The organism is Actinoplanes sp. NPDC051861, from assembly GCF_040681145.1.
Classification (GTDB): domain Bacteria; phylum Actinomycetota; class Actinomycetes; order Mycobacteriales; family Micromonosporaceae; genus Actinoplanes.
In genome coordinates this window covers 443,001-468,018 of the sequence record NZ_JBFAYE010000002.1, presented here as the reverse complement: position 1 = coordinate 468,018, position 25,018 = coordinate 443,001, and the positions used below count along the sequence as shown (strand labels likewise).

At 71.7% G+C, this 25,018-nt stretch carries 21 protein-coding genes; 12 read left to right on the top strand and 9 right to left on the bottom strand.

The window, feature by feature from the left end; all coding sequences use genetic code 11:
• Positions 1-5: 5 nt before the first annotated feature.
• The 10 genes from AB0M02_RS08855 (at position 6) to AB0M02_RS08810 (ending at position 10,282) form a co-directional block, all read left to right on the top strand.
• Positions 6-1,271: a GTP-binding protein gene (locus AB0M02_RS08855; protein WP_364224503.1), complete on the top strand. Its 1,266-nt coding sequence runs from the start codon at positions 6-8 to the stop codon at positions 1,269-1,271.
• A complete protein-coding gene (locus AB0M02_RS08850) occupies positions 1,268-2,701 on the top strand; it encodes a choice-of-anchor M domain-containing protein (RefSeq protein ID WP_364223717.1) in 1,434 nt (477 codons plus the stop codon). Before AB0M02_RS08855 ends, AB0M02_RS08850 begins: the two co-directional genes overlap by 4 nt.
• Positions 2,702-3,688, top strand: coding sequence for a DUF916 domain-containing protein (locus AB0M02_RS08845; RefSeq protein ID WP_364223715.1), 987 nt, complete (start codon positions 2,702-2,704; stop codon positions 3,686-3,688).
• Positions 3,685-5,091: a TIGR03773 family transporter-associated surface protein gene (locus AB0M02_RS08840; RefSeq protein ID WP_364223713.1), complete on the top strand. Its 1,407-nt coding sequence runs from the start codon at positions 3,685-3,687 to the stop codon at positions 5,089-5,091. The genes AB0M02_RS08845 and AB0M02_RS08840 overlap by 4 nt, the downstream gene beginning before the upstream one ends.
• A gap of 68 nt (positions 5,092-5,159) precedes the next feature.
• The gene (locus AB0M02_RS08835) at positions 5,160-5,792 is read left to right on the top strand and encodes a choice-of-anchor M domain-containing protein (protein ID WP_364223711.1); all 633 of its coding nucleotides are present in this window, start codon (positions 5,160-5,162) and stop codon (positions 5,790-5,792) included.
• Positions 5,789-6,388, top strand: a complete 600-nt coding sequence (locus tag AB0M02_RS08830; protein ID WP_364223709.1) for a choice-of-anchor M domain-containing protein — start codon at positions 5,789-5,791, stop codon at positions 6,386-6,388. The genes AB0M02_RS08835 and AB0M02_RS08830 overlap by 4 nt, the downstream gene beginning before the upstream one ends.
• Positions 6,389-6,441: 53 nt before the next feature.
• Complete coding sequence (locus AB0M02_RS08825; RefSeq protein ID WP_364223707.1) at positions 6,442-7,938, top strand: anchored repeat ABC transporter, substrate-binding protein; 1,497 nt, start codon at positions 6,442-6,444, stop codon at positions 7,936-7,938.
• Between the two features lie 9 nt (positions 7,939-7,947).
• Positions 7,948-8,709, top strand: a complete 762-nt coding sequence (locus AB0M02_RS08820) for a choice-of-anchor M domain-containing protein (RefSeq protein WP_364223705.1) — start codon at positions 7,948-7,950, stop codon at positions 8,707-8,709.
• Positions 8,706-9,431, top strand: a complete 726-nt coding sequence (locus AB0M02_RS08815; RefSeq protein WP_364223703.1) for an anchored repeat-type ABC transporter ATP-binding subunit — start codon at positions 8,706-8,708, stop codon at positions 9,429-9,431. Before AB0M02_RS08820 ends, AB0M02_RS08815 begins: the two co-directional genes overlap by 4 nt.
• A gap of 2 nt (positions 9,432-9,433) precedes the next feature.
• Entirely contained in the window at positions 9,434-10,282 is an 849-nt protein-coding gene (locus AB0M02_RS08810) for an anchored repeat-type ABC transporter permease subunit (protein WP_364223701.1), read from the top strand.
• On the opposite strand, the gene AB0M02_RS08805 is transcribed toward AB0M02_RS08810, so the two are convergent.
• From AB0M02_RS08805 to AB0M02_RS08780, 6 genes are all read right to left on the bottom strand, one after another.
• A complete protein-coding gene (locus tag AB0M02_RS08805; protein WP_364223699.1) occupies positions 10,277-11,212 on the bottom strand; it encodes an ATP-binding protein in 936 nt (311 codons plus the stop codon). The two genes, AB0M02_RS08810 and AB0M02_RS08805, sit on opposite strands and share 6 nt — an antisense overlap.
• A 90-nt stretch (positions 11,213-11,302) precedes the next feature.
• Positions 11,303-11,467, bottom strand: coding sequence for a hypothetical protein (locus tag AB0M02_RS08800; RefSeq protein WP_364223697.1), 165 nt, complete (start codon positions 11,465-11,467; stop codon positions 11,303-11,305).
• An 18-nt stretch (positions 11,468-11,485) separates the two neighbouring features.
• A complete protein-coding gene (locus AB0M02_RS08795) occupies positions 11,486-12,007 on the bottom strand; it encodes a hypothetical protein (RefSeq protein WP_364223695.1) in 522 nt (173 codons plus the stop codon).
• Between the two features lie 120 nt (positions 12,008-12,127).
• Positions 12,128-12,652: a nucleotidyl transferase AbiEii/AbiGii toxin family protein gene (locus AB0M02_RS08790; RefSeq protein WP_364223693.1), complete on the bottom strand. Its 525-nt coding sequence runs from the start codon at positions 12,650-12,652 to the stop codon at positions 12,128-12,130.
• A gap of 33 nt (positions 12,653-12,685) precedes the next feature.
• On the bottom strand, positions 12,686-12,955 hold the full coding sequence (locus tag AB0M02_RS08785; protein WP_364223691.1) for a hypothetical protein: 270 nt from the start codon (positions 12,953-12,955) through the stop codon (positions 12,686-12,688).
• A gap of 252 nt (positions 12,956-13,207) precedes the next feature.
• Positions 13,208-14,362, bottom strand: coding sequence for an acyl-CoA dehydrogenase family protein (locus AB0M02_RS08780; RefSeq protein WP_364223689.1), 1,155 nt, complete (start codon positions 14,360-14,362; stop codon positions 13,208-13,210).
• Positions 14,363-14,591: 229 nt separating this feature from the next.
• Here AB0M02_RS08780 and AB0M02_RS08775 point away from each other — a divergent pair, with 229 nt between their 5' ends.
• Entirely contained in the window at positions 14,592-19,760 is a 5,169-nt protein-coding gene (locus AB0M02_RS08775; protein WP_364223687.1) for a hypothetical protein, read from the top strand.
• Position 19,761: 1 nt separating this feature from the next.
• Here AB0M02_RS08775 and purE read toward each other — a convergent pair whose 3' ends face one another.
• The 3 genes from purE to AB0M02_RS08760 form a co-directional block, all read right to left on the bottom strand.
• Positions 19,762-20,259 (bottom strand): 5-(carboxyamino)imidazole ribonucleotide mutase, encoded by a 498-nt coding sequence (purE, locus tag AB0M02_RS08770; protein WP_364223685.1) that lies wholly within the window; start codon positions 20,257-20,259, stop codon positions 19,762-19,764.
• Positions 20,260-21,402: a 5-(carboxyamino)imidazole ribonucleotide synthase gene (locus tag AB0M02_RS08765; protein ID WP_364223683.1), complete on the bottom strand. Its 1,143-nt coding sequence runs from the start codon at positions 21,400-21,402 to the stop codon at positions 20,260-20,262.
• A gap of 221 nt (positions 21,403-21,623) precedes the next feature.
• A complete protein-coding gene (locus AB0M02_RS08760; protein WP_364223681.1) occupies positions 21,624-23,657 on the bottom strand; it encodes a thioredoxin domain-containing protein in 2,034 nt (677 codons plus the stop codon).
• A 75-nt stretch (positions 23,658-23,732) separates the two neighbouring features.
• Between AB0M02_RS08760 and AB0M02_RS08755 the strand changes: the two genes are divergently transcribed.
• The gene (locus tag AB0M02_RS08755) at positions 23,733-25,016 is read left to right on the top strand and encodes a DUF4143 domain-containing protein (RefSeq protein WP_364223679.1); all 1,284 of its coding nucleotides are present in this window, start codon (positions 23,733-23,735) and stop codon (positions 25,014-25,016) included.
• Positions 25,017-25,018: the final 2 nt, after the last annotated feature.

Sequence of the window (25,018 nt, the reverse complement as noted above, 5' to 3'; positions counted from 1 at the left end):
ACAACATGGAGGGCGTGAGCGCTGATTCGACGACCTCCGCCCTGCCCGCCGCCGTGGACGCCCGGCCCGCCGTCACCGTGCTGTCCGGCTTCTCACCGGGTGCCGTGCAGGCCGCAGCCCGGGCCCTGCTGATCGCCGACGAGGAACTGCTGGCCGTCGGTCACGACCTCACCGGTATCCGCGACGGGGTGGTGCGGCGAACCGTCCGCTCGGCCGCCCAGCTGATCGAGCAGACCACCGTCGAGCTCGTGCACGGCTGCGTCTCCTGCACGCTGCGCGAGGACGTCCTGCCGACCCTGGTGCGCCTGGCGCGTACCCACCCCGGCCACGACCTGCTGCTGGTCCTGCCGCCGGCCGTCGAACCCGAGACGCTCGCCTCGGTCTGCGCGCCGGTCACCGACACGGTGCGGTTCGACTCGTACGTCACGGTCATCGACGCCGACCACTTCCTCGACGACCTGACCAGCACCGACGACCTGCGCCACCGTGACCTGCACGCCGCTGAGAACGATCACCGGGCGGTGGCCGAGGTGGTCGCGCACCAGGTCGAGTTCTGCGACACGGCGATCCTGTGGAGCCGCCCCGGCACCGATCCGGCGGAACTCGACCGGGTCGGGACACTCGTACACCGGCTCGCACCCTGGGCCGTCCAGGTGCCGGTCGGCACCACACACAGCCTCGACTGCACCGGGCTCGCGTCTCTCGTACGCAAAACCGCTCGTCACGACCCGGCGTGCCCCGGAATGCTCGGCCGCGCTCTCGAAGGGCGACCCATCGCCCTGCATGCGCCTGACTCCACCGGCGTTGCCTCGATCCTCTTCGAGAGCCGCCGCCCCTTCCATCCGCAGCGCCTGCACGACGCTCTGGAGGACCTGACCGGCGAGGCACTGCGCGGGCGCGGCCAGCTGTGGATCGCCAGTCAGCCGGACACCGTCATCGCCTTCGAGTCCGCCGGCGGCGGCATCAGCCTGGGCAGCCTCGGCTACTGGCTCGCCGCTCTCCCCGAGGAGCGCTGGACCGAGACCAGCACCGACCGCCGCATCGCCGCCGATCTCGCGTGGGACCCCTACTACGGCGACCGGCGCACCGTGCTGGCACTGATCGGCCTGCACCTGGACCACACCGCCATCACCGCACTCCTGCGGTCCTGCCTGCTCACCGACGCCGAACTCGCCGACGGCACCGAAGCGTGGCGTGAGCTGACCGACCCCTTCGCCGGCTGCTTCCCGCTGACCGGCACCACCACCGGTTCGGAGGAGAACACCCCGTGAAACGCATAGCGACGGCCGCGATCGTGGCCGCCACCGTCCTGATCGGACCCGCACCGGCGTCCGCCGCCGAGCAGGTCGTGCTCGCGAAGGGCCACACCGACGCGATCGACGTGCACTATGTGGACGGTGCGCTGCGGCTGAAGGTCCGCGACGACACCGTGAGCCCCGCCGTGGTCCGCGACCCGGCCGACGTCACCTTCCAGGTGCTGCCCGCCGCCGAGACCGCCGTCCCCGACCTGCCCACGTTCGCCCTCCTGGGCTCGCCCGGCGACCGGATCTGGATGCTGCCGCAGGTGCAGGACCCGGCACTGCTCTGGCCCGGCTGGAACACCGGCGCGCTGGACCGCGGCGTCCTGGTCGACGACAGGGTGACGATCAGCCTGGTCGGCGCCGAGGGCCCCGGCGACGTGACGCTCTTCGACACCAACTCGCTCGGCACACCGACCATCAAGTTCCGCAGCGCCGACGGCCTGCCGGACCGCCTCGACGTGCCGGTGCACACCCACGCGCACGCCGGCTGGGTGTTCTCGGCGCCCGGCGCGTACACCCTGAAGTTCCAGGCCGACGCGACCCTGACCGGCGGGACGCCCGTCTCGACCGGCCCGGTGGACTACCGCTTCGTGGTCGGCGGCGGCGAACTCGGCCTCACCGTCTCCGGCCTCGCCGACGGCGAGTACCAGCCGGGCGACACGGTGACACTGCAGGCCGTGCAGACGCCGCAGGGATCGCTGACCCGCTACCAGTGGTTCAGCAAGCGGCCGGACGACCCGGACTTCGCGCCGGTCGAGGGCGAGACGGGTGCGGCGTACAGCTTCACGGCCACCCGTGCGCTGAACGCCACGGAGTACCTGGTCAGGCTCTACGACGGCGAGAACGTGGCGGCCTCCAGCGACCCGGTCACGCTCTGGGTGGCGTTCCCGCAGGAGGGCAGCAGCGCGGCCAAGTCGGTGACCGCCACGATCGACGGCACCGAGGGCGCTCTCGTGCTCAGCGTCGACCCCGAACACCGCGTCGTGACACTGCCCGCCGCCTCGCTGTCCGCGACGGGCGACCGCTGGGAGAGCACCGGCGCGCTCCAGCCGGTCACGGTCACCGACACCCGTGCGGCCAAACCGGGCTGGACCGCGTCCGGCCAGGTCGCCGACGGGTTCCGCACCTCGGACGGCCGGGACTTCGCGGGCGGCTACCTGGGCTGGACGCCGGCTGTCGTCCAGCAGGGCGGCCGGCAGGGAGCGGTCGCCGGGCCGGTGGCGGTGCCGTACGTCTCCGGGCAGCCGGGCACCGGGCTGGGCGGCAGCGCCGTGCTGGCCACCGCGCCGGCGGGTGCGGGGCTGGGCACCGCACGCCTGGACGCCGCGCTGCGGCTCAGCGTGCCGACCGACACCGAGGCCGGAACCTATACCGGCACGCTCACCCTCACCGCGATCTGAATGCGTACGAGCAAAGCGGCGGCCACCCTGGCCGCCGCAACCCTCCTGGTTCCGTCCACCCCCGCCACCGCCGCACCGGCCGCCGGGCCGCTCACCTGGTCCGTCTCGCCGTCCGGGCCGAAGGGACCGAACGGGCGCCCGGCCCTCGACTACAAGCTCGACCCCGGCGCGACCGTCACCGACCACGTAGCCGTCACCAACCACTCCGGCCGCCCCCTGACCCTGCGCCTGTACGCCGGTGACGCCTTCACCACACCGACGGGCGGGTTCGACCTGCCGGGCGGGGAGACACGTCCGACCGGCGCCGGGTCCTGGATCAAACTCGGACGCGACGTCGTCACGCTGCCGTCGTCCTCGCGTGTCGTGGTGCCGATCACCGTGACCGTGCCGGAGAACGCGACACCCGGCGACCACGCCGCCGGTGTGGTGGCCACGCCGGCGGAGAGCACCCGGGGCGGGGTGACCGTCGAACACCGGGTCGGCACCCGCGTCCACCTGCGGGTGACCGGCCCACTCCGCCCCGAACTCACCCTCACCGACGTCCGAATGGACACGGCAGCGCCCTGGAATCCGTTCCGGCTGCCGTCGATCACCGCGGGGTTCACCGTCGCCAACACCGGCAACGTCCGGCTCTCCGGCGAGCCATCGGCACGGGCCGGCGGCCTGTTCGGCCTGGGCAGCGGCAACGGCGCCGCCCCGCCCCTGCCGGAGATCCTGCCCGGCGGATCCCTGCGCACCTCGGTAACGATCGCCGACGTGCCACCGCTGTTCCGGCAGCGGGTGACGCTCACCGTCACGGCCGGCTCGGTCCGTGCCGAGTCCCACCACACGCTGTGGCTGATCCCGTGGCCGCAGCTGGCGCTCCTGGCCCTCGTCGCCGCAGCCGTAGCCCTCCGGCGCCATCGCCGCCGCCGGCTCACCGCCGCCCTGGCCGCCGCCGAACGACGCGGCCACGACCTGGCCATGGTCCAGAAAGGACCGACATGATCCGCAGCACAGCCGCGGCCACGGCAGCAGCGCTGCTGGCGCTCCTCCCCGGAGCCGCCCCGTCGCACGCCGCACCCGGTGAGCCCGATGTGGATGGTGCCGACCTCGTGTCGGTGTCGACGGAGGGCGGGAAGGTGCGGCTGGCCTTCCGGGAACGCGGCGCGACCGGCGGCACGGACCCGGACCGGCTGCGTTTCACCGCCCGCGCGCAGCCGGTCGGCGCGGTGCCGGCGGACGCCGCGTTCGACTTCCTCGGCAGGCCGGGCCGGCCGGTGTGGGCGCTCTGGCAGGGCGGGCACGGCTTCCCCTCGATCGACACGACGAGGGTCCGGGACGCCGGGACGGTCTCGCTGGATCTGGTCGGCGTGGAGGGGCCGGGGTCGTTCGCCGCCTACACGGTGTCACCGTGGGGACGGCCGACCCTGCTCTTCGACAGCGACAGCGACAGCGCCAGCGCCAGCGACGGCGACGGCGGGGACCGGGCGGCGGGCGTGGAGGTCCGGGCCGGGCGGCGCACCGGAGGTCTGGTGTGGCTCTTCGACGCCGCGGGCGAATACCGCGTGAAACTGCGCGCGACCGCCGAGAACACCTCGGATGAAGCCACCTATGTGGTGAATGTCCCCAGCGCCACGCCGGCCCAGAAGACCGCCGCGACGGGCGCCGCGTCGGCCGCCGCGTCGGCCGCCGGGGTGCGGGTCATCGCTGACGGGCACGTCGACATGGGGCCCCAGCTGTCCGGCGGTGCGCTCACCATCCGGCTCAAGGATGACGCCACGAGCCCACCGACCTGGCGTGAGCCGGCCGACGTGATTCTCAAGGTCACCGACAAGGCGCGGATCGAGGTGCCCGCCGGCGAGGGCTACGCGTTTCTCGGCACCGCCGGTGACCCGATCCATCTGCTCCCCCAGGCGCAGCAGTCCGGGATCGTCTGGCCCGGCTGGAACACCCAGCACGACTCCGTCGTCAAGGGCACTCGGGGCAACGTCACCTGGCGCCTCAAATCCGTGGCCGGCCCCGGCGCCGTCAAGCTCTTCCTCACCGGCTCGTTCGGGGCTCCCGAGGTCATCTTCGACTCCGCCGAGAAGCTGCCGCAGCAGCTCGCGATCGCCCCGAACACCCACGCGCACGGCAACTGGGCCTTCACGAAACCCGGCCGCTACCGGCTCTCCGTCGAGATGACCGCCACCACCACGGCCGGCGAGACCGTCTCCGACACGAAAACGCTGACGTTCGCCGTCGGCGACTCCACAAGCACCGGTGAAACCGGTGGCGGGAGCGAGACCCAGTCCGGCGGCCTCGCCAGTACCGGCACGAACATCGCGTTCCTCGCCGCCGCCGGCGTCGTCCTCCTCGCCACCGGCACCGCCGCCGTTCTGATCACAAGGCGGCGCCGCCCTTCCTAATGAAAATGAAAACCAATAGCATCTGGGAAGGCGCCGGGCACACCGGCGATCCATCGAAGGAGAACCCCTTGCGCAGACTTCTGCTCTGCGGCGGCGTACTGGCCGCCACGCTCCTCACGACCGCACTACCGGCGCAGGCCGCCGCCCCGGTGGTCCTCGGTGCCGGACACGTGGACGTCGTCGACGTGTCCTACGAGGACGGCGCCCTGGAGATCGGCGTACACGACGAGACTGTCGAGCCCGATGTCGAACGCGACCCCGACGACGTGGTCCTCCTGGTCAAGAAGGCCGCCCGGACCACCGTCCCGTCCGGTTCGGGCTGGTCGTTCCTCGGCACCACCGGCGCGCCGGTGTGGATCCTGCCCGAGATCCAGAACGAGGAACTGCTCTGGCCAGGCCTCTCCGCCGAGGAGATGGAGCCCGGCGACGCCGTCACCCTCAAGGTCGAGAAGGTGATCGGTCCCGGTCGCCTGGCGCTGTTCACCGAGGACGCCACCGGCACCCCGCAGGTCCTGGTGAACAGCGGCGACGGCCTGCCCGACGCACTCGCCCTCACCGGCGGTGAGCACCGGCACGCCAGCTGGGCGTTCCAGAAGGCCGGCGTCTACCTGATCAAGGTGCGTGCCGCCGCCACGCTGGCCGCGAGCGGGGACACCGTGGTCTCCGAGCCGGCCGTCTACAAGGTCGTGGTGCAGCCGTGAACGCCGTCGTCGCGTTGACTCTGGCCGCCGTCGTCGCCGCCGCACCCGTCACCCTGACCAGCGGGCACGTCGACGTCCTGGACGTCGACTACAACGCCGGGACGCTCGTCCTGACCGTCAACGACGACACCGCCGAACGGGACCCCGCCGACGTGGTCCTGCAGGTCCCGGCCACCGCGAAGATCACCGTCCCGTCCGGTTCGGGCTGGTCGTTCCTCGGCAGTCCCGGCGCCACCGCTTGGGTGCTGCCCCAGGCGAGCACGGCCGGCCTGCTCTGGGCCGGCTGGAACACCACCGAGATTCCGAACAACGTGCTGCAGGGCAACTCGGTGACGTTCCGCCTGACCGGGGTCAGCGGGCCCGGCCAGGTCAGCGTCTACACCGTGTCCGCGGGCACGCCGACCAGGGTGTTCGACTCGAGCGACGGGCTGCCCGACACCCGAACCGTGGCGCGCAACGTGCACGCCCACGCCAACTGGGGCTTCACCAGCGCCGGAACCTACACCGTGTCCTTCGAGGTGACCGGCAAGCTCGCCAGCACCGGGGCGACCGTCACCACCGGCACGAAGGCGTTCACCTTCACCGTCCTGCCGTGAGCAGCGTGGGCCCGCTCCACCGGAATTGGAGCGGGCCCACGTGGGAGACCTTAATGAACCGAACCCCGGTCGCGCTGCTGGCCTGCCTCACGCTGGCCGGCTGCACCGCGCCGCCCGCCCTCTCCGCCACCGACGACCGGGTCCAGGTCGTCACCACCACCGGGATCCTCGCCGACCTGGTCCGCAACGTCGGCGGCGACCGGGTGCTGGTCGACTCGATCGTCCCGGACAAGGCCGACGCGCACGCGTACGAGCCGACCCTGCGCGACGTGCGCAACATCGTGTACGCCGACGTGGCCTTCAGCAACTACCTGCTGCTGGAGGCGCAGAGCGTGATCAAGACACTGGACGCCAACCTGCCCCGCGGGGTGCGGCAGATCTCCCTCGCCGAGGGCGCCACCAGGTACGCGGCCGAGATCATCCCGCTGGTCGAGGACGTCTCGCTGGACACCATCTGGCTGGGCCTGCGCGCGGAGGGCGACGGCACCCGGTACGGCGTGACCCGCTCCTCCGACATCCGGCTCACCGCCACGAACGTCACCGGGCCGGGCCGGATGGTCGCCTACCTCACCGAGTCGTTCGGCGAGCCGGCCGTGTTCTTCGACTCGGGACAGACCGGCAACGGCACGATGGTCCTGCCCCCGGACGCGCACACCCACATGAGCTGGGCGTTCACCGACCCCGGCATCTACCGCCTGAGGCTGCGCGCCGAACTCGCCGTCGACACCACGAGCGACCCGGTGCCGATGGGCGAGGACGTGATCACGTTCGCCGTCGGCGTCGACCCACATCTGCCCGGCACGACCACGGTGCTGCGGGACGGGCACACCGACATCGCTGTCGACATCGACGCCGGGGAGATGCACCTGCACACCGACGAGGAACAGCGCGCTTTTGCCCGTACGGTAATCGAAGTTCCCTCCAAAGCATTGCGTGAGGTGCCCGCCGGCCCGGCCCACCGCTTCCTGGCCCGTCCCGGCACCCGGATCTATCAGCTTCCGCAGGCCGTGCTCGGCAGGCATGTGCACGGCGAGATCGATCCGCACCTGTGGCAGAACGTGCGCAACGCGCAGGCCTACGCCGAACTGATCCGCGACAGCCTGACCGCGGCTGACCCGGACGGCGCCGCCGCCTACCGCGCGAACACCGACCGCTACCTGCGCGAGCTGACCGAAGTGGACGACTACGTCCGGTCCCGGATCGCCGCGATACCGCGGGAGCGGCGGCATCTGGTCACCACGCACGACGCGTTCGGCTATCTGGCGAAGGCCTACGACATCCCGGTCGCCGGTTTCGTCACCCCGAACCCGGCGGTCGAACCCAGCCTGGCCGACCGCCGCCGCCTCGCCCAGACGCTGCGCACCCTGCACGTCGGCGCGGTGTTCCTGGAACCGAACCTGCGCGCCCGCTCCACCACGCTCGTCGAGGTGGCCCGCGAGCAGGGCGTACGGATCTGCGACATCTACGGCGACGCCTTCGACGACCGCGTGACCAGCTACGTGGCGATGATGCGCTTCAACGCCGACTCCCTCCGCTCCTGCCTGACCTGAGGACGTCCCTTGATCAATTTCATGCTCGCCCTGGCCCTGGTGGCGACGCCGGCGCCGGCTGTCCTGGAGGCCGGTCATGTCGACATCGGACCCCGGTACCGCGACGGGAAATGGACCGTGCAGGTGCACGACGACACCGCGGTCCCGGCCGTCTGGCGCGATCCGGCCGCGACGGTGCTGCGGGTCCGCGACACCGCTCTCCGGCCGGTGCCGGACGACGAGGCCTACGCGTTCCTCGGCGCGCGACCCGGCACCGAGGTGCACGTCGTCCCGCAGACCGAGCGTCAGGGCGTCGTGTGGATCGGCTGGAACACCCAGGACCCCGGCGTCCGTAGTGCGGTCAGCCGCGGGGTCACGATGACCCTGCGCGGCGTGCAGGGACCGGGCGACGTCAGCGTCTTTCTCCAGTCCGGCAATCTCGGCGCGCCGCAGGTTCTGTGGAGCAGCGCCAAGCCGTTCCCGCAGCCCGTCTGGGTGGAGAACAACACGCACACGCACGCCAACTGGGTCTTCAGCGAGCCCGGCGTCTATCTGCTCGCCGTCGGCTTCGCCGCCGATCTCGCCGATGGGTCCGGCGTCGACGCCGAGGCCGTCCTCCGCTTCGCGGTCGGCGACGCCACCGATCCGGCTTCCTCCAGCGCACCGCGGGCTCCCGTTTCCGACCTTTCCAACGGTACGGAGAAACCGCCGCTGCTGCCGGTGGGAGCGGGCCTGCTGGCCGCCCTGCTGATCGTGGCCCTCGCCGTCGTCCTCCGGCGGGCCGCCCGATGACCCTGGAGCTGGCCGGTGTCAGCGCCGATCTCGGTGGCCGGCCGGTGCTGCGGGACGTCAGCCTGCGAGTCGACGCCGGTGAGTTCGTCGCGCTGCTCGGCCCCAACGGTGCCGGCAAGACCACCCTGATCCGCGCCGCGCTCGGGCTCGTCCCGCTGCGCTCGGGCCGGGTGATCAGCGCCGGCGCCGGATACGTCCCGCAGCGCCACGAGTTCGCCTGGGACTTCCCGGCCTCGGTGGAGGACGCGGTGATCAGCGGCCTGGTCCGGCGGATCGGCCTGTTCCGCCGGCCGGGCGCCGCGCACCGGCGTGCCGCCCGGGACGCGCTCGACCAGGTACGCCTCGGCGACCTGCGAAAACGACCCGTCGGCGAGCTGTCCGGCGGTCAGCGGCAACGCGTGCTGCTGGCCCGGGCCCTGGTGCTCGCCCCGCCGGTGCTGCTGCTCGACGAACCGTTCACAGGGCTCGACATGCCGGCGCAGGAGAGCCTCACCGAGCTGTTCACGGCCATCGCACGGGAGCGGGCCGTGGTGATGGCTACACATGACCTGGCCGCTGCGGCGTACACCTGCGACCGGCTGATCCTGCTCAACCGCACCGTGATCGCGAGCGGGCCGGCCGCCGAACTGCGGGACCCGTCCGTGTGGATGGAGACGTTCGCCGTCGGCCCGGGAAGTCATCTGCTCAAGGCGCTCGCGCTGCCCGTACCCTCCGGAGCCTGAAATTGTCCCCGCTGCAGTTCCTGACCGACCTGCTCAACCCCGACCTCGCCTTCCTGCCCAAGGCCCTGACCGTCGCCACCCTCGCCGCGATCATGTGCGGGGTCGTCGGCTGCTACGTCGTCCTGCGCGGCATGGCGTTCATCGGCGACGCGGTCGCCCACGCCGTCTTCCCCGGCCTGGCTGTCGCGTTCCTCCTCTCCGGCAGCCTGGTCGCCGGCGGAACCGTGGCCGGCGTGGTGACCGCGCTGCTGGTCAGCGTCTTCGCGCAGGACCGGCGGCTGCGGGAGGACTCGGTCATCGGCATCTTCTTCGTGGCCGCGTTCGCGCTGGGCATCGTGATCATCTCCCGCGCACCCGGGTACGCCGGCTCGCTCCAGCAGTTCCTGTTCGGATCGATCACCGGAATCTCGGAGCGGGATCTGTACGTGGTGGGCGGCGCGACGATCGCCGTACTCCTGACCGTGCTGGTACTGCACAAGGAATTCGTGGCCGTGACCCTGGACCGGGAGATGGCCCGCGCCCTGCGCCTGCCGGTGTTCCGCCTCGACCTGGTCCTCTACGTGCTCGTGGCGGTGGCCGTCGTGATGGCCGTGCAGACCATCGGCAACATCCTGGTCCTCGCTCTTCTGGTCACGCCCGCCGCGACGGCCCGGCTCCTCACCGATCGGCTGCCGGTGATGATGGTCCTGGCTCCGGTCGTGGGTGCCGGGTGCTCGGTTGCCGGCCTCTATCTGTCGTGGTCGTGGGACCTGCCGGTGGGCGGCACGATCGTCCTCACGTTGACCGGCGCGTTCCTGGTGGCTCAGGTGCTGGCGCCGCGGCACGGCCTGGTGGCCCGGTTCGCGTCATGACTCGGCTGGGGCGGTGAGTTGGTCCGTGACGTCGCCGAAGGCGTCCCGGACCCAGCGCTTCCCGGCCGTCTTCAGGTGCAGCTCCCGCAGCTGAGCGGACCGCCGCTCGGGCGACACCGGCCGCACCCGCTCGGCGATCAGCCGCAGCGGCCCCACGTCGTCGAGATCCTCCGGCCGCGGGCAGGCACCCGCCTGCCGCGCCCGCCGCAGACCCGCCTGCACCGGCACCACCCCGAGCGGTTCCACACCCAGTTCCCGCCGCAGATAGTCGCGGTCGACCTCGTCCACCACCTTGTTCCCGACGAAGACCAGCAGGTCACCCACCCCCGCCGCCCCGGCCAGCTCCCGATACCGCCGTGCCACCGTCGTCGACTCCGGCGTCGGCTCCACCACCACCACGATCGCGTCGAACTGCGCGTGCAGCGAGTTGGCGAACGCGTCGGTGCCGGCCACCATGTCGCACACCACCCAGTCCTCGTCGCCGGTGCTCAGGTGCGACAGCAGGTTCTCCAGGATCGCCAGGTGCCCGTGATAGCAGCCGGCCCCGATGTTCTCCGGCTCATAGGTACCCACATGCATCACATGCGTCCGCTCGTCGAGCGCCACCGCGTGCCCCGCCAGCACCGGATCCCCCGCGTCCAGCGTCACCAGCCGCGACCCGGGCCCCGGCGGCGTCGTCGACACGAACCGCTCCACCCCACCCACGAGCACGTTCGTACCGAGCAGATGTCGCCGCACGGCAGCCACGTTGTCCGGATGGGAGAGCGCTCCTTCCGCACCGGTGGGCACTCCCAGGAGCGGCGCGAGATGCACATTGACGTCCGCGTCGACGGCCAGGACACGGCGCCCGTCCGCGCGCAGGTATCCGACGAAGAGCGCGGCCAGGGTGCTCTTCCCACTGCCGCCCTTGCCAGTGAAAGCGATTTTCATTTCCAGGAAGGTAGCCGCACGTCGCCCCACACGCAAACCGGACGCGCCGGAACAGCACAACGGCCGGGCGTTTTCGCCCGGCCGTTCAACTCAGCGTTGCCGCTTGGCCTTGCTCCTGCGGTCCAGCACCAGGGCAACCGTGGCCAGCACGGCGGCCAGCGCCCAGAGCAGGAGCGAGTCCCACACCCAGCCGCCGAGCATGCAGAGCCCGGCCGACAGGGAGATCGCCCGTGGCCAGGGGAAGGAAGCGGGCATTTTTCTACGACCCTTCACTCATGACTTGCTCCGCTTGTTGAGCTTGCCGGGCCGCCCCGGCCGATCCACCGCCGCCGGCACCGCGCGCCGCTGCCGCCGATCCACGACAAAACCGGTCACGCCGAGCGCGGTGAAGACGACACCCCACGGCATCCCGGCCCACGTGTTGAACGGATGGCGCGAGTCGTCGGTCCTCCCGTTTACGGCCATGAACGACGACGGATCTGCCGGGTCGACCAGCACGTTCGTCGCGGTCCCCGGCTCACCGAGATATCCGCGAATCGTGGCGGTGTAGGTCCGGCCCAGGAGGTCGTAGGTGAGCTTGGTCTTGTCGTAAGTGCTGCTCGAAGCCTGGTCACTCGTGACGACCACCGCGGGGAGCCAGAACCCGGCCGCCTCCAGCCGATCCTTCTTGGCCTCGTCGCCGAACTTGACCACAGCGGTGGTGATCGTCTGCACCGGCCCCGCAACGACCAGCACGGTGTAAAGCAGCAACCATCCGCGCCTCCGCCAGGAGGCGGTCTGGGCAGAATCGGTCATTCACGCTCCTTGATGAGCCCGGTGCTGCATCTTCACACAGCCCGAGCCCTCGTGGGGGGCGCCGTTTCAGCCCTGGTGAATCTGAGTGACGCCTGCGGGGTTACGGACGGCCGCCCCTGGTCAGCCTGGCAAAGATCGGATCTCGGCCTGCCAGGCTCGGAAGCGTTCACGCATCGACGCAACCTGGTCCCGTTCGAGTCCATAGTCGAAGAAGTCCTGATCGTCCAAGCGTTCGATCGTGCCCAGCATCTGAGCGAAGAACTGCCTGTCGAATCCGGCATCGGCCTCAGACGCCAGGACGCAGAGCTGCTCCTGCGTATATCGGCCACGAGTTATAGCGGCGTCGATGTCGATGAAGTCCCGCGCGGCAGCCCGGTTGTACAGGGCGTCCATCTTGCCCGCCATCACGTCATCGGCATGCAGCACCGGACCGATTTGCATCTCGACGGGTGGTTGAGTTCGCCAGTTGGCAACGAGTTCGACTCGATGTTGTCGATCCGGATCGGCGGCCTGACTGACGTGTAGCCGGGCGAATGTCTCCAAGCGGAGATCGACCGCGACGTCGAATCCCTCGCTTTCAAAGGCCATGTCTGCCGGCGAGGGCGAAACCGAACGGACCGCCAGCCCGAAGACCGATCTCAGCAAGCACGAGATGTAGCGGCTCCGCCTCGTGCGGCACTACGCGGCGGCCCTGCGCGCCTCAGCAAGCACCGCGTGCTTCGCCTCCCAGGCGAGTCGCACCGGCGGCGGGAGAACCAGGCTGCCCCAAAGACGTAGGAGTGTCGGCCCGTTCAACCATTGCTGAAGATCCTCGGTGGTGGTCGCCTCCCGCAGGACGGTCTCGTACATGCTGGCGAGCCGGCGCGGGTTGTCGAGGTCGTATCGCGCACGCCCGGACCAGTCGAGCCGTCGGCTGAGCACCACCTGCCCGGCGGTCGGCCCGTTCAACTCGTCAAGGCGCTCAACGACGGCATATGGCCGCTGATCTGCGTAGCGTGACCCGCGCGGCGCGCCTGGCCCAGGCTCGGTCAACTCAGCCACAGTCCAGTCCCCTATCGCGTATCCGGCAGACGGTCGGGTGCTGATTCGAATCCTATCGCCGGCTTGTCGGTGGGGATGCGATCAGCGCGGGGCGCCGACCGGACCGCGGGGTTGACTTCCGGAAGTCAACCCCGCTCTGACCTGACGAACGTTCCCTTTTCAGTCTTTCAGGAGCTGCCGTGCCATGACGATGCGCTGGACCTGGTTCGTGCCCTCGTAGATCTGGGTGATTTTCGCGTCGCGCATCATGCGTTCGACCGGGTAGTCGCGGGTGTAGCCGTAGCCGCCCAGCACCTGGACCGCGTCGGTGGTGATCTCCATGGCCACGTCTGAGGCGAAGCACTTGGCCGCCGCCCCGAAGTAGGTCAGGTCCGCGTCCCCGCGCTCGCTCTTGCCCGCCGCCGTGTAGGTCAGCTGCCGGGCCGCCTCCAGCTTCATGCCCATGTCCGCGAGCATGAACTGCAGGCCCTGGAAGTCCGCGATCGGCTTGCCGAACTGCTTGCGCTCCTTCGCATATCCCAGCGCGAAGTCCAGCGCCCCCTGCGCGATGCCGATGGCCTGTGCGGCGATGGTGACGCGGGTGTGGTCGAGGGTCTGCATCGCGGTGGCGAAGCCGGTGCCCTCGTCGCCGATCATGCGGTCGGCCGGGATGCGTACGTTGTCGAAGTAGACCTCGCGGGTCGGCGAGCCCTTGATGCCGAGCTTCTTCTCCGGTGCGCCGAAGCTGACGCCCTCGTCGGACTTCTCCACCACGAAGGCGGAGATGCCGCGGGAGCGGGCGGACGGGTCGGTGACCGCGAAGACCGTGTAGTACTCCGAGACGCCGGCGTTGGTGATCCAGCGCTTGACGCCGTTGAGCACCCAGTGGTCGCCGTCGCGGACCGCGCGGGTGGTCATCGAGGCGGCGTCGGAGCCGGCCTCGGGCTCGGACAGGCAGTACGAGAACATCGCCTCGCCGGAGGCCACCTTCGTCAGGTAGCGCTGCTTGAGGTCCTCGGACCCGGCGATCAGCAGCGGCATCGTGCCGAGCTTGTTGACCGCGGGGATCAGCGACGAGGAGGCGCAGGCGCGGGCCACCTCCTCGATCACGATCGCGGTGGCGAGGGCGTCCGCGCCGGCACCGCCGTACTCGACGGGGATGTGCGGGGCGTGGAAGTCGGACGAGCGGAGAGCGTCGTACGACGCCTTGGGGAATTCGCCGGTCTCGTCGGCCTCGGCCGCGTTCGGTGCGACCCGCGCGTCGCAGACCTCGCGCACGGCGGCGCGGATCGTCTCGTGGTCTTCCGGAAGCCGGTAGACGTCGAAATCAGCCATGCTCCTTAACCTTCCCTCAGGCGGTCCCGCCGCAATGTTACCGGCGCGTAGCGTGCCGCTGGCAACAGCCGGGGAGTGTGCGGAATATCCCGCCGGAACTGCCCATGCTGGAAAAGTGCCGGGTTCGGGGCCGTTTCCACAGATCTCCACCCGGTTGAGACTGTTCTAATGAGGTGTCGTACCGGCATGCTCTAAATAGTTGGCGCCGGCGGCTGGTCAAGGAGGTCTTGTGGCGAAGGCTGACGAGCCCGACTATGCGGACGAACTGGCTCGGATCGATGCCTCCATCGCGGATCTGAAGATACGTGACATGCAGGCCGCCAAGGAGCGGACCACGATCGCGAGCAAACTGCAGGCCGCCATGTTCCAGCGCGACATCCTGGCGCACGCGCAGAAGTCCAAGGGTTCGAAGAGCCGGCGCACCACCACCCGCCGCCCGCAGGCGGACGACGACTTCCCGCCACCACCGCCACCCTCGGCACGCCGCCCGGACATCGACGACGACGAGCCCCAGGACACCGAAACGCCGCCGCGGGCCGGGAGCGCCCGCCGCCGCCCCACCGACGGGCCGCCGGACTGGGCCGAGCCTGGTACCGCGTACACCGGCTCGCCCGGCGTCGCCTCGGACGGCGCGACCGTCCTGGTCGACGATCCGCCCCCGTCGGAGCGCGTCGGGCCCCGGCGCCCGCCACTGGCCACCATGGAGCATCCGCCGGAGGCCTCCACCCAGTCGGTGCAGAACATCCTGCTCGGCCTCGGCGCGCTGCTGCTCGGCGTGGCCGCCGTGGTCTTCGCCGGTGTCGCGGTCAGCAACCCGTTCGCCCGGACGCTGATCCTGGCCCTCGCCACCGGCATCGCCCTGACCGTCGCGCCCGGTGTGGCCCGGCGGGGCCTGACCTCGACCGGTGAGACGATCGCCGCGGTCGGCCTGATCCTGCTGCCGATGACGATGTACGCCCTGCACGGCAGCCCCCTCACCGGCGGCCCCCATGTGCCGGTCGCGCTCTACCTCGGCATCACGTTCGCGATCACCGCGGTGGCCGGGTTCGTCTACGCCGGTGCCACGCGACTCGCCGCTCCCCGGTACGCGACAGTCATCGCGACCCAGCCGGTCGCGCCGCTTCTCGCGTACCCATTCATTGAAAGCCCTGCCGGCTGGGGCCTGGCCCTGACCGCCGTGGCCGTGCTCGACCTGCTCCTTCTCACCACCGTGATCCGATCCGGCAGGCTCGTGCCGCGCTGGCCCCTGGGCCGGCCCGTGTCCGCCGACCGCGAGTCGCTCGCCGAGGCCGACGCCGACGGTGAGCGGTTCGCCCGCCGCGAGGGTGCCCCCGATCCGGCCGACCCGGCGGCCTACGCCCCGGACGCCCCGCCGCGCCCGGAGTCCCGCCCCGAGGAGCCCGACCTCATCATCCCGGGGCTGAACCGGCCGCGGCGGCGCTGGATACCCACCCGGATCTTCCCCGGTCCCCGGCCCGAGGGCGCGCCGGCCGCCGGTTCGATGCCGCTCGCGCCGCCCGCCAGCCCGCCCTCCGCCGACTGGCTGCGCGAGCTCACGTTCTTCCTGCTCTGCCTGGCGTGCGCGGGTGCCCTGATCTACTCGTCGGTGGCCCTGCTGCAGGCCCAGCTGCTGGGTGACGCGCTGCGCTCCGGCCTCATCCTGGTGGCCGCCGCCGCGACCGCCGTCGCCGCCGCCCGGCTGCTGAAGAACCCGCTCGCGCTCAACATCGCCGGCGGCGTGCTGACCCTCGCCGTGATCGGCGCCAGCGCCCGGCTCGCCGACGTGATCGATCAGCGCTGGACGCTGGTCGTCGCCGGCGCGGTGGTCGCGATCGCCGGCGCGGTCGTCGGGATGCTGCCCGAGCCGGTACGCCGGGGCCCGCAGTACGCCTCCGCCGCCGCTCTCGCCCTGATCGGCCTGATCGTCGCCCTGGACGCGCTGAAGGCCGCAGTCGCACCGGTCGCCGCCGCCCGGCCGATCTGGAACGCCGACACCACCGCCTACTCGCAGCAGCTCGCCGACGCCGTCGGCCCGTCCGGCTGGCTGCTCGCGTTCAGCGCCCTGCTGCTCACCATCGGCGCCGCCCTGGCCCTGCCCGAGGGGATCCGGCACGAGGGTGCCGTGGCGGGCATCGCCCTGACCGCCCTCGCCGTGCCCGCCTCGCTCGGCCTGCCCTGGTCCGAGGCGCCCTGGCCGCTCGTGCTGGCCTCCATCGGGCTGGGCGCGGCCGGGCTGTGGGCCAGCACCCACCGGGTCGCCGTCGCCCACGTCGCCGCCGCCGGTGTGGTCGGCCTGTTCGGCGCCGGCGCCGCGCTGAGCGCCTCCTGGCTGACCGCCGCCGTCCTGACCGCGATCGCCGGTGCCGGTGTGATGGTCGCGATCGCCGCACGGCAGATCCCCGTCCGGCTCTTCGCCTGGCTCGTCGGCGACTGGGCCGCCGGCGCCGCCGCGCTCGCGCTGCCCGGCGCCGCGGTCACCGCCGCGCTCGCGATCTCCGACCCGGGCGGCGGTCCTCCGCCGACCGCCGGGTCGACCGTGCCCGCGCTCGCCGCCGGCTTCCTCGCGGTGGCCGGCACGCTCAGCTACGCGGCCGTGTTCCAGGTGGCCCGGCGCGAGATCAGCCTGCCGCTGACCGTCGGCACCGGCCTGGGTGCGGTCGCGATGGCGATCGCCGCGCTCTTCGCCCCCGGCGCCACCGCACCCGACCTGTGGGTGGGCGCGCTGCTGCTGGGCGCCGCCGGCCTGCTGTTCTTCGCCAAGTCGATCGACGCCCGCGGCCGGACCGACCGTTCACTGGACGGCCCGGACATCGCCGCCGCGGCCGCCACCGTCGCGATCTGCGGCGCGCTGGCCCGGGTCGCCGCGCTCGCCTTCCCGGACGCGCCGCTCGCCGTCGCCGGCGTGGTGGTGCTGCTCGTCGGCCTCGGTGTCACCGTGCTGCAGGACGACTGGCGGCGTGGACCGGCCCGGGGCCTGGCCATCGCCGCGGGTGTGGTCGGCGCGATCGCCGGCTGGCAGGCGCTGGTCGGCGGCCTGAAGATCCTCTCCGCGCCCGGCCCGCTCTGGGGCGCCGACCTGAGCCAGTACGCGGCCGACCCGCCACCCGGCGCCTGGCAGGCACCGTTCGCGCTCGTGATGATCGCGATCACGGCCGCCATCGCGATGCCGAAGCCGCACTCGTCGTACTTCTCCGGCCTGGCCGCCGCGCTCGCCACCGTCGGCGCGCCGTACGCCTTCGGCCTCCCCTGGTGGTCACCGCTGCTGATCGGCGGGGCGGTCGCGATCGCGTACGCCCTCGCCGCGGTCGCCGCCGTCCACCCGGCACCCGCGCGTGCCCGTGCCGCGGTCGCCGGCGCCGTCCTGCTGCACGCCTGCGCGACCGCCCTGGTCCAGCCCTGGTCGACCGCGCTCGCACTGCTGCTGGTCGTGATGCTCGGCGCCCTGGTCGCCGTGATGGCCCGGGTACCGCCCCGGCCCGTCGCCGCCACCGACGAGCCGGTGCCCACCGTCGAGTTCGTCCAGCTGGAACCGGGACAGCCCGCCGTGCTGGTGCTGCCCCGGCACCGGGCCCAGATCGGCGGCGCGGCGACCGCCTCGGCGCTGCTGGCCCTGCCCGGCGTCTTCGCCGCGTTCGCCGCCGACCAGGGTCACGGCACCCAGGTGGTGCTGACCGCCGCGCTCGCCGGTTCCAGCCTCGGCCTGGCCCTGCTCGCCGCCGTCGGCCGGCACATCGCGCAGTACCTTCCCTGGGCCACGATCGGCCTGGTCCTGGGCGCCACCATCACCGCGATCACCTCGCTGCCCACCAACTACTCGACGGCCCTGTACGCCGCCGCGGCCGCCCTGCTCGGCGTACTCGCCGAGATGCTGCGCGGCGCCGTTCCCGCGCCCATCGAGCGGATCGCCCCGATCGAGTTCCCGCCGACGTCCCGGTTCGCCCGGGGCCGCCGCGGCGCGTTCCGGTCCAGCGGCCTGGGCGGCGGCTGGCTCGAACGCTGGCTCGCCGACCCGGCCACCGGCGCGGTGGGCATGGCGCTCATCCCGACCGTCCTGGCGCTCTTCTCGCTGGCCCCGGCGCTGCGGGCCGCCTTGATCGACCCGATGCAGCAGCTGAAGGCGATCTGGGAGGGCCCGGTCGCGGCACTCGCCACCCCCGACGCCGGCAACGTCGACGCCACCGGCGCGCTCGCCGCGCTGCTGCTCACCGGCGCCGCGGCCCTGGCCGCGATCGGCTTCGGCGGCCGGGCGTCGGAGGCCGTACCGGTGGTGCTCCCCGGCATCGCGCTGACCCTGCTGATCACGCCGATCGCGCTCGGCGCGGCCTTCCCGGCGGCGACCGGCGCGGCGCTCGTCGTCTTCACCATCTCGATGCTCGGCCTGGCGCTCACCCCGCCACCGGTGGTCACCCGCGCGCCGCTGCTGCGCACCACCCGCAACGTGGTCTTCGTGATCGGCCTGCTCGCCGGCGGTGCCGGGCTGTCCGGCAGCCTCGCCGAGCAGACGCTCACCCTGTTCACGCTCGGCAGCGCGATCGGTGTCGGCCTGGTCGCGGCGATCGGCGGTCGCACCCAGATGGCCCGCATCCTGGGCTGGCTGTTCGCCGCGCTGATGGGCCAGGCGTTCGTGATGACCGGCGCGATCGCGGCCGGCCTGGAACGGCACTGGGCCGCGTTCGGCGTGCTGGCCGTCGGCGCCGCGCTGCTCTCGCTGGAGGCGGCGCTGCCACGGCTGGGGCTGCCGCAGTACCGGGCCGAGGCGGTCACCGTCGAGTGGTGCGGCTACGCGTCGGCGGTCATCGCCGGTGTGCTGGCCTACGACTCGCTGCCCCATCTGGCGGCGCTGCTGGCCGCGTGGGGTGCGGTGCTCGGCCTGACCGCGTCGCGCCCGGACCGGACCCCGAACCAGCGGCGGACACTGTTCTGGGTGGCCGTCGGCTTCGAGATCGTCGGCTGGTGGCTGTTCATCGCGCTGGCCGAGGTGGGGCTGCCGGAGGCGTACACGCTGCCGTTCGCGGCGCTGGCGCTCGCGGTCGGTGTGGTCGAGGCGCACCACCGGCCCGATCTGAGCAGCTGGGCGGCGTACGGCCCGGCGCTGCTGGCCGCGTTCGTCCCGACGGCCGGCATCGTGCTGGCCGGCAACGGCGGCGACCTGCGCGAGGTGCTGCTCCTGCTCGGCGCGGTGATCACGCTGATCATCGGCTCGCGGACCCGCCAGCAGGCGCCCGTGGTCGTCGGCACCGTCGCGACGGTCATCGCCGCGTTCCGGTTCGCCTTCACGCTGGGCGGGCCGTGGCTGATGCTCGTACCGATCGGCGTGGTGCTGCTGTTCCTCGGCGCCACGAGCGAGAGCCGCCGCCGCGCCCAGGAACTCCGCAACGCCGTCCGAGGGATGCGGTGAACTAGCCCATCAGTTTGGCGCGCAGCGCCGCGTCCTTCTCGGCGACCAGCTTCTCCAGGCTCGCCTGGAAGCCCGCCATCCGCTGCCGCAGCTCCGGGTCGGACGCGCCGAGGATCCGCACCGCGAGCAGCCCCGCGTTGCGTGCCCCGCCGATCGACACCGTCGCCACCGGCACCCCGGCCGGCATCTGCACGATCGACAGCAGCGAGTCCATGCCGTCCAGGTGCTTCAGCGGCACCGGCACACCGATCACCGGCAGCGGGGTCAGCGACGCCACCATGCCCGGCAGGTGCGCCGCGCCGCCGGCACCCGCGATGATCGCCTTGATGCCACGGCCGGCCGCCGTCTCGGCGTAGTCGACCATCTTGCGCACGGTCCGGTGCGCGGAGACGACACCGACCTCGAACGGCACCTCGAACTCGGCGAGCGCGACCGCCGCGGCCTCCATCGTCGGCCAGTCGGAGTCGCTGCCCATGATGATCCCGACCACGGGTGCCATCTAAACGCCTTCCTGAAGCCACTTGGCGGCGCGCGCCGCCCGCCCGCGCACACTGGTCAGATCGTCGCCGAGCACTGTCACATGCCCGATCTTGCGGCCTGGCCGGACCTGCTTGCCGTAGAGGTGCACCCGCGCACCCGGATCCGCCGCGAACAGGTGATGCAACCGCTCGTCGATCGAGATGCCACCCGGCTCACCACCGAGCACGTTCGCCATCACGACGACCGGCGCGGTCAGCGCGGTGGAACCCATCGGATAGTCCAGCACCGCCCGCAGATGCTGCTCGAACTGCGACGTCCGGGCACCCTCGATGGTCCAGTGCCCCGAGTTGTGCGGGCGCATCGCCAACTCGTTCACCACGATGCCGCTGTCCGTCTCGAACAGCTCCACGGCCAGCAGCCCCACCACACCCAGCGCGTTCGCCAGGTCGATGGCCAGCTGCTGCGCCTCCAGCGCCCGCTCCTCCGGCAACCCCGGCGCCGGCGCGATCACCTCGACGCAGATGCCGTCCCGCTGCACGGTCTCCACCACCGGATACGCCGCCACCTGTCCGAACGGCGACCGCGCCACCAGAGCCGCGAGCTCACGCCGCAGCGGCACCTTCTCCTCGACGATCAGCGAGATCCCGGTCGACACCAGATCCGCGGCCGCCTCCCGGTCGCCGACCATCCAGACGCCGCGTCCGTCGTACCCCCCTCGGGTTGCCTTGGCCACAATCGGCCAGGCCCCATCCGCGAAGGTCTCCATCTCCTCAGCCGTGCTCACCCGCCGCCAACGCGGCACCGGCGCACCCAGCTCAGCCAGACGCTCCCGCATCATCCCCTTGTCCTGCGCGAACACCAGCGCCTTGGACCCCGGGAAAATCTTCACCCCCTCGGCCTCGAGCGCCTCGATATGCCCGGTAGGCACATGCTCGTGGTCAAAGGTGACAGCGTCACACCCCTTGGCGAACTCACGCAGCGCCGCCAGATCGGTATGCGTCCCGATCGGCACGTCGGCCGCAACCAGCGCGGCACTGTCGTCGGGCTTCTCACTGAGCACACGCAGTGACTGGCCGAGGGAAATGGCGGCCTGGTGGGTCATCCGGGCCAGCTGCCCGCCCCCCACCATGCCGACTACAGGCAGACCGGTTCGGGTATCCATCGCACCGCAAGCCTAGCGATCCCCCAGCTCACCGCGAAAATCAACCCCGTTCTTCGGTACGCTCCCGGCCGCCCCCAACCGCAGACCCCGGGTCCCCGAGAGTCGACGCGACCACCTGCCACCCCAGGCCACAGCGCGCCTCACGCGCCCAGTCGCTCGGTCACCGGCCCGGCCGCCCAGCACTCAAGCCCAGCCGTCGCCCAGACGCCTTCGCTGAGGTGTCAGTTCGCGGAGCGGAGGCGGGCGACGAGGTCCTCCTCAGCGGTGACCGGTCGCTCGCAGACGAAACCGCGGCACACATAGGCCGTGGAACGCCCGTCGATCAGCGGCCGCTCGGCCAGCAGCGGCACGCCCGCCTGGTCCGGACGGCCGACGACGATCACGGTTCCGCCGGGCGCGTGCCGGATGGCCGCCGCAGCCAACGGATCCGCCGACGGCGCCGGCCCACCACCCGACGCCGCCTGTGCGGACACCGGGATGCTGACCGCGATCTCGAACGGGCCGGTCAGGGCGGCCTCCGCCACCGCTGCCGAGTACCCGGCGAACCGTGGATGTCCGCCGATCAGGGGCCCGAGCGTCGACAGGGCAGCGTCCGCCGCCTCCCGATAGGCCGTCTCCCCGGTCAGCGCCGCATAGCCGACCAGCGCCGCGCAGAGAGCTGACGCCCCCGAGGGTGTCGCGTTGTCGGTCGGGTCGGCCGGGCGGGTGAGCAGTTTCTCCGCGTCGTCCGCAGTGTCGTAGAAGCCGCCCTCGCCGGTGCCGAAGTGGGTCAGCGCCACGTCGAGGAGTTGGCGCGCCAGGCCCAGCCAGCGCGGGTCCGACGTGATCTGGTGGACGGCGAGGAAACCCTCCGCCACGCACCCGTAGTCCTCCAGCACCCCGGCCGGGGAGCCCACGACGCCGTCCCGGGAGACCCGCCGCAGCCGTCCGTCCACGAGGTGACGCGACGCCAGCACCTCGGCCAGCGCCACCGCGGCGTCGCGGAACGACGAGGAGCCGGTGAGGACGCCGTGCTCCGCGAGCGCGGTGATCGCCAGCCCGTTCCAGGACGCCACCACCTTGTCGTCGCGGGCCGGCTGAGGGCGGGCCGCCCGCGCCGTCAGAAGGCGGGACCGGACCTCACGCCAGCGGGTCACGATCGGCGGGTCGGCGTCGTCGATGTCTCGGGCCAGCACCAGGACGCTCTTGCCGTGTTCGAACGTGCCGGCCGTCGTCACCCGGAACAGGTCGGCCGCCCACGTCCCGTCCTGCTCGCCGAGCGCCCCGATGAGCTCCGCCGGAGTCCAGGCGTAGGTCAGCCCCTCGGTCCCGTCGGTGTCGGCGTCCAGGGCCGACGCCAGGCCGCCCTGCGGGGTGCCGAGGTCGCGGAGAAGGAACTCCGCGGTCTCGTCGGCGATCCGGCGGGCGAGCGGGTCACCGGTGATGCGCCACAGCTGGGTGTACGCCCGGAGCAGCAACGCGTTGTCGTAGAGCATCTTCTCGAAGTGCGGCACCGTCCACGTGCCGTCCACCGCGTAGCGCGCGAAGCCACCCGCCAACTGGTCGTAGATGCCGCCCCGCCCCATCTGCTCGCAGGTGTGCCGCACGACTTCCAGCGCCTGTGCCGACCCGGTGCGTTCGTGGTGGCGGAGCAGGAACAGCAGGTTCATGTGTGGGGGAAACTTGGGGGCGGCGCCGAATCCCCCGTACGTCTCATCATGCTCTTGAAAGAGGCCTTGGGCCGCGGCCGTGAGCAGCTCCGCGGAGATCGGCGCCGTCGGACCACCGACCAGCTGAGCCCCGCCGACGGCCTGGACCACCGCGGCGCCCTGCTTGAGCACACCGTCGCGCTGGTCCCGCCAGGCCGTGGTGACCGACTCGAGGAGCTTGCCGAACTGGGCCTTCGGGAAGTAGGTCCCGCAGAAGAACGGGTCGCCGTCCGGGGTCGCGAAGACCGTCATCGGCCAGCCGCCCTGCCCGGTCATCGCCTGCGTGGCGGTCATGTAGACGGCGTCGACGTCCGGCCGTTCCTCCCGGTCCACCTTGATCGACACGAAGCCGGCGTTGAGCACCTTCGCGATCTCGTCGTCCTCGAAGGACTCGTGCGCCATGACGTGGCACCAGTGGCAGCTCGAGTAGCCCACGCTGATCAAGACCGGAACGTCTCGCTGCTTGGCTTCCGCAAAGGCGTCGCTCCCCCACGGCCACCAGTCCACCGGGTTGTCCTTGTGCTGCAGGAGGTAGGGCGAGGTTGCCCGAGCGAGCCGATTAGCCATGCCTCACCCTCTCACGGCTGCCCCAAGGCGTGCTATATAGTAATCGAGACGTGTGCTAAATAGGCACCGCAAGGCGTGCTGCATCGTCATTGGCTGGAGTCTCCGCTGAACGGCTACGTCCCCCGCATCGCTGACACGGAACTCGCCGAGATCCTGGCGTCTCATCCCGCTGCGCTCGTCGTCGGCCCGCGCGCCTGCGGAAAGACCACCACGGCGCGGCGATTGTGCCGTTCCATCCTGCGGCTGGACGTCCCCGCTCAGGCCGCCGTCGTTCGCGCCGACCCCGACGCCGCGCTCCGCGCTCTCGCCGAGCCGGTCCTCGTCGATGAGTGGCAGCTCGTCCCCGAGGTCCTCGGCGCGGTCAAGAGGGCTGTCGATGACGATCCGCGCCCCGGCCGGTTTCTTCTGACCGGCTCCGCACAGACCGACCTGACCACCGCGGGCTGGCCCGCCACTGGTCGGATCGTCCGGCTGACGATGCACCCGCTCGTCGGTCGAGAGCGCCATGGTGATCCGTCCGCGCCGTCACTGGTCGACCGCATCCTTGCCGACGGGCCCGGCAGCTTCAGCGACCCCTCCTCCGGGTGGGACCTGAACCAGTACGTTGCAGACGCACTCACCAGCGGCTGGCCGGAGGCACTCCGCGCCCCCACCGAGCGGGCGCGTGACCGTTGGCTCACCAGCTATGTCGATCATCTGGTCACCAGAGAGGCCACGGCGCTCGGTATATCCCGAGACCCGGTCTTGATGCGTCGATATCTGCAGGCGCTTGCCGCCAACACCGCCGGCGTACCGAACCACAAACTGCTCTACGACGCTGCCGGAATCACCCGACACAGCGCGGTCGGTTACGACGACCTCCTCGACACCCTCATGGTCACGCAACGTGTGCCTGCCTGGGCCGGCAACCGCACGGATCGCGCTGTGCGGCTCCCAAAGCGGTACATCGCCGATCCCGGTCTGCTCGGCCCGCTCCTCCGCATCGACCAGCGTCGCGTTCTGCGTGATGGCGACCTCCTCGGGAGGGTCCTGGACACCCTCGTCGCCGCTCAGCTACGAGCCGAGTGCGCTGCCAGCGTCGTCGGCGCTGATCTGTTCCACTATCGCGACGCGAACGGCCGGCGCGAGGTCGACCTGCTCATCGAAGCCAGAGACGGCCGGATGATCGCTGTCGAGGTCAAAGCCACCGCCGCCCCCTCGGCCGCCGACGCTCGGCACCTGGAGTGGTTCGCCGAGCGCATTGGTTCAGCGTTCGCGGCCGGCGTGGTCCTCCACACCGGCCCTCGCGTCTTCCCGCTGGCCGAACGGGTGTTCGCCGTACCGATCGCGAGCTTGTGGACACCACACGTGACCGGTTGAGT